Here is a 3,710-nt window from a genome sequence, read left to right on the forward strand (position 1 = left end):
TCCACGGCCGCGACTGACGTTTCCCCACGGTCAGACCAACGACCATCCGAACCGAAAGTCACATGATCAACAGCTTCTGTTAGGACCTCTTAGAGAGGCCACTCGGGTGAGGAGGCGGGAAGATGCTGGAGACCCTGGTAGCGCTGGCTGTGGCTGGCGGCACCGCGGTAGTGCAGGTTGCCGGTACCGATGCGTGGAACGGGTTGCGGGGCGCGGTTGCGCGTTGGTTCGGGCGGGGCGATGCCCAGCGCGAGCAAGCGGAGCTGGAGCGCCTCGACCAGACCGCTACCGCCCTGCAAGCCACCGACCCGGCCGAGGCAGAGCGGGCGCGGATCAGCCAACAGGCCGCATGGCAAGCCCGTATCGAAGCCATGCTGGAAAACCTGGACGAGGGAGAACGCAGCCAAGCCGCTGAGCAGCTGCGTGCTCTGCTGAACGAACACGCCCCGCAGGGCGGAGTGACAGGCGGACTGGCGGCAGCCCACAACGTGAACATCCATGCCGAGGACAGCTCAATCGCGGCCCAGGCCATCCAAGGAGGTGCGTACATCAGCCCCCATCCGAGGCCGGAGCCGCCCAAAGACTGAGCGGACCGGCCACCCTTGACCCGATGCCCGGCTTCGCCGGCCTACCGGGGAGTATCACCGCCAAGGATCGCAGCCTCGCCGTCGGCTATGTCGGCCCCGGCGGGCGGGTCGCCTTCCACGCCGCGCCTCTCCCCCCGGTGACCTGGCCGCACCAGGTCGGCGTGCTGCCTCGCCAGGCGCACTGCTTCCAGGACCGTGCCACCGCCCAGGAACTGGAGCACGCAGCGTACGGCGGGGACACCGTCGTACACACCCAGGTACTGACCGGTTTCGGCGGAGCAGGCAAGTCCCAACTTGCAGCCCATTACGCCCGAACCCTGTGGCAGTCCGGGAAGCTGGACCTGCTGGTCTGGGTCACCGCCGCCACCCGCGACGCAGTCGTCACCGGCTACTCCCAGGCCGCAGTCGAGATCCTCGGCGCCGACCCCACCGACCCGGAGACCGCCGCACGCACCTTCCTGGCCTGGCTGGAGCCCAAGCTCAGCACGGCGCGCCGCTGGCTGGTGGTACTCGACGACCTCGCCGACCCAGCCGACTTGCGCAACCTGTGGCCCCCCGACAGCCCCCACGGCCGCACCCTGATCACCACCCGCCGCCGCGACGCCGCTCTCACCGGAAACGGCCGCCGATTCGTACCGGTGGGCCTGTTCACCGACGACGAGGCAACCGCCTACCTCACCGCTGCTCTGACCGCCCACGACCGCCACGAGCCCGCCGACCAGCTTGCCGGCCTCGCCAATGATGTCGGCAACCTTCCCCTGGCACTGTCCCAAGCCGCCGCGTACCTCCTCGACGTTGGCCTGGACTGCGCCACCTACCGGCACCGGCTTACCGACCGAGCAAGCACCCTCACGGACGTACTGCCCGACCCTTCCGGACTCCCCGACGACCAGGCAACCAACGTTGCCGCCACCTGGTCCCTGTCCATTGAATGCGCTGACCAGCTTCCCCCAGCGGGTCTGGCCCGCCCCATGCTGCAGCTCGCCGCGATGCTCGACCCCAACGGCATCCCCGCTGCCGTCCTGACCAGCCCGCCAGCTCTCAACCACCTCGCCCCACACCACAACGCCGCCCCAGGCCAGACCCATCCGAAAGGAATCACGGATGCAGAAGCCACACAGGCGCTGCGGGCGCTAAACCGCCTGAGCCTGATCGCCCACGACCCCAGCAGCCCACACCACACTGTCCTCGTCCACCAGCTCCTCCAACGCGCCGTCCGCGATCCCCTCCCCACCGATCAGCACGACCGACTCGCCCATACGGCCGCCGACGCCCTGATGGCCGCCTGGCCCGAGATCGAACGCGACACCGCCCTCGCCCAGGCGCTGCGCGCCAACACCGAAGTGCTGACCCTCCGCGCCGAAGCCGCCCTGTACCAGCCCGATGCCCACCTCGTCCTCGCCCGCACCGGTCGGAGCCTTGGTGAGGCTGGCCAGACCACGGCTGCCGTCCACTACTTCCAGCAGCTGGTCAACGACACCCAGCACCACCTGGGGCCCGACCACCTCAACACCCTCATCGCCCGGCACCACCTCGCCTACTGGCGGGGGAACGCGGGGGATGCGGCCGGCGCGGCAGCCGCTCTCGAGCATGTGCTGGCGGACATGGAGCGGGTAATGGGGCCCGACCACCCCGGCACCCTCGCCACCCGCCACGAGCTCGCTGCCTTCAGGGGGGACGCGGGGGATGCGGCCGGCGCGGCAGCCGCTCTGGAGCATGTGCTGGCGGACATGGAGCGGGTAATGGGGCCCGACCACCTCAGCACCCTCATCGCCCGGCACGACCTCGCTGGCTTCAGAGGGCAGGCGGGGGATGTGGCCGGCGCGGCAGCCGCTCTTGAGCAGCTGGTGGCGGACCAAGAGCAGGTACTGGGGCCCGACGACCCCCACACGCTCATCGCCCGGCACGACCTCGCTGCCTTCAGAGGGGACGCGGGGGATGTGGCCGGCGCAGCAGCCGCTCTGGAGCAGCTGGTGGCGGACCGGGAGCGGGTGCTGGGGCCCGATCACCCCGACACGCTCTACGCCCGGCACAGCCTCGCCAACTTCAGGGGGGACGCGGGGGATGTGGCCGGCGCGGCAGCCGCTCTGGAGCATGTGCTGGCGGACATGGAGCGGGTACTAGGGCCCGACCACCCCCACACGCTCATCACCCGGCACACCCTCGCTGGCTTCAAGGGGCAGGCGGGGGACGCGGCCGGCGCGGCAGCCGCCTTTGAGCAGCTGGTGGCGGACCGGGAGCGGGTACTGGGGCCCGACCACCCCGGCACCCTCGCCACCCGGAACCGCCTCGCCCATTGGCGACGGACAGCAGGGGATGCCTCCGTTCACCAACCACAGGAATGATGAACGCCTGCCCTTCGGCTACGCCCGACCTACAAGTGCGTGCCTTAGCTGAAGGCGGTCGCCTTGTGCTTGCCGAGGCGGCTGCCGACTCCGTGACTGCCCCCTACCCCAGGCGACTGAGTGGGCGAGACGCCGCTTGCGGCTGGTGACACGGTTCTTACCAGCACCCCAAAGTGTCAGACCTGCAGGTCAGGCTCACCGCCGCTGCAGATCCCGGCCCACGCCTCGGTGCGCGGGACCTTAATTCGGCCAACACGTTGCATTACCGTCAATCCCTAGCAATCCAGCCACACCTCCGCCGGCCTCACGCTAAACGAGAAGCCGGGGGGCTGCCGTCCGCTGCCCGAGTGGCGTGGCCTGGCCACCCGAACCGACAAACTCGCATCGCCTACCAGGCCGTACTCCACCTCGCCTGCATCCGAGCGCCTGAAGCCCAAGGCCAACCCATCCGGCTTTGCCGGGTTGCTCGTTGTGCTGTTGACGACGTCGGCCAACATGGGGAGGAGGACGTCGTCGGCGTCTATGGATCCCATTCTGTCAACCACGGGCGTTATCTCGTGTCGAATGGCCCTGCGAGGCGTCCGGACTGTGGTGCTGTGGGTGCCGTGCCACCGAGACCTGCACAGGATGCGATTGGACTCGCTGACCATACAGTCGAACTGTCACCATTCTGTCGACATGCCCTAGTCTTCTGAGTCAGGAATTCTGTTCAGATATGAGGCGAGGCGTTCGAGGATCTCATCCGCGGTCTTGGTCCAGATGTAGGGCCTGGGGTCGG

2 protein-coding genes are annotated in these 3,710 nt (G+C 68.9%); both read left to right on the top strand.

Features of this window, described 5'->3' with window-relative positions:
• Positions 1-122: 122 nt before the first annotated feature.
• Positions 123-587, top strand: coding sequence for a hypothetical protein (locus ACWGIF_RS37745; RefSeq protein WP_453504366.1), 465 nt, complete (start codon positions 123-125; stop codon positions 585-587).
• A 23-nt stretch (positions 588-610) separates the two neighbouring features.
• Positions 611-2,932 carry an FxSxx-COOH system tetratricopeptide repeat protein gene (gene fxsT / locus ACWGIF_RS37750; RefSeq protein WP_453504368.1) on the top strand — a complete coding sequence of 774 codons (2,322 nt, stop codon included), beginning with the start codon at positions 611-613 and terminating at the stop codon, positions 2,930-2,932.
• The last annotated feature ends 778 nt before the right edge of the window (positions 2,933-3,710 follow it).

It is taken from the genome of Streptomyces sp. NPDC054849, from assembly GCF_053610945.1.

Coding starts and splice junctions, on each gene's coding strand:
- ACWGIF_RS37745 (WP_453504366.1), top strand. CDS start 123: ATGCTGGAGACCCTGGTAGCGCTGGCTGTGGCTGGCGGCACCGCGGTA.
- fxsT (WP_453504368.1), top strand. CDS start 611: ATGCCCGGCTTCGCCGGCCTACCGGGGAGTATCACCGCCAAGGATCGC.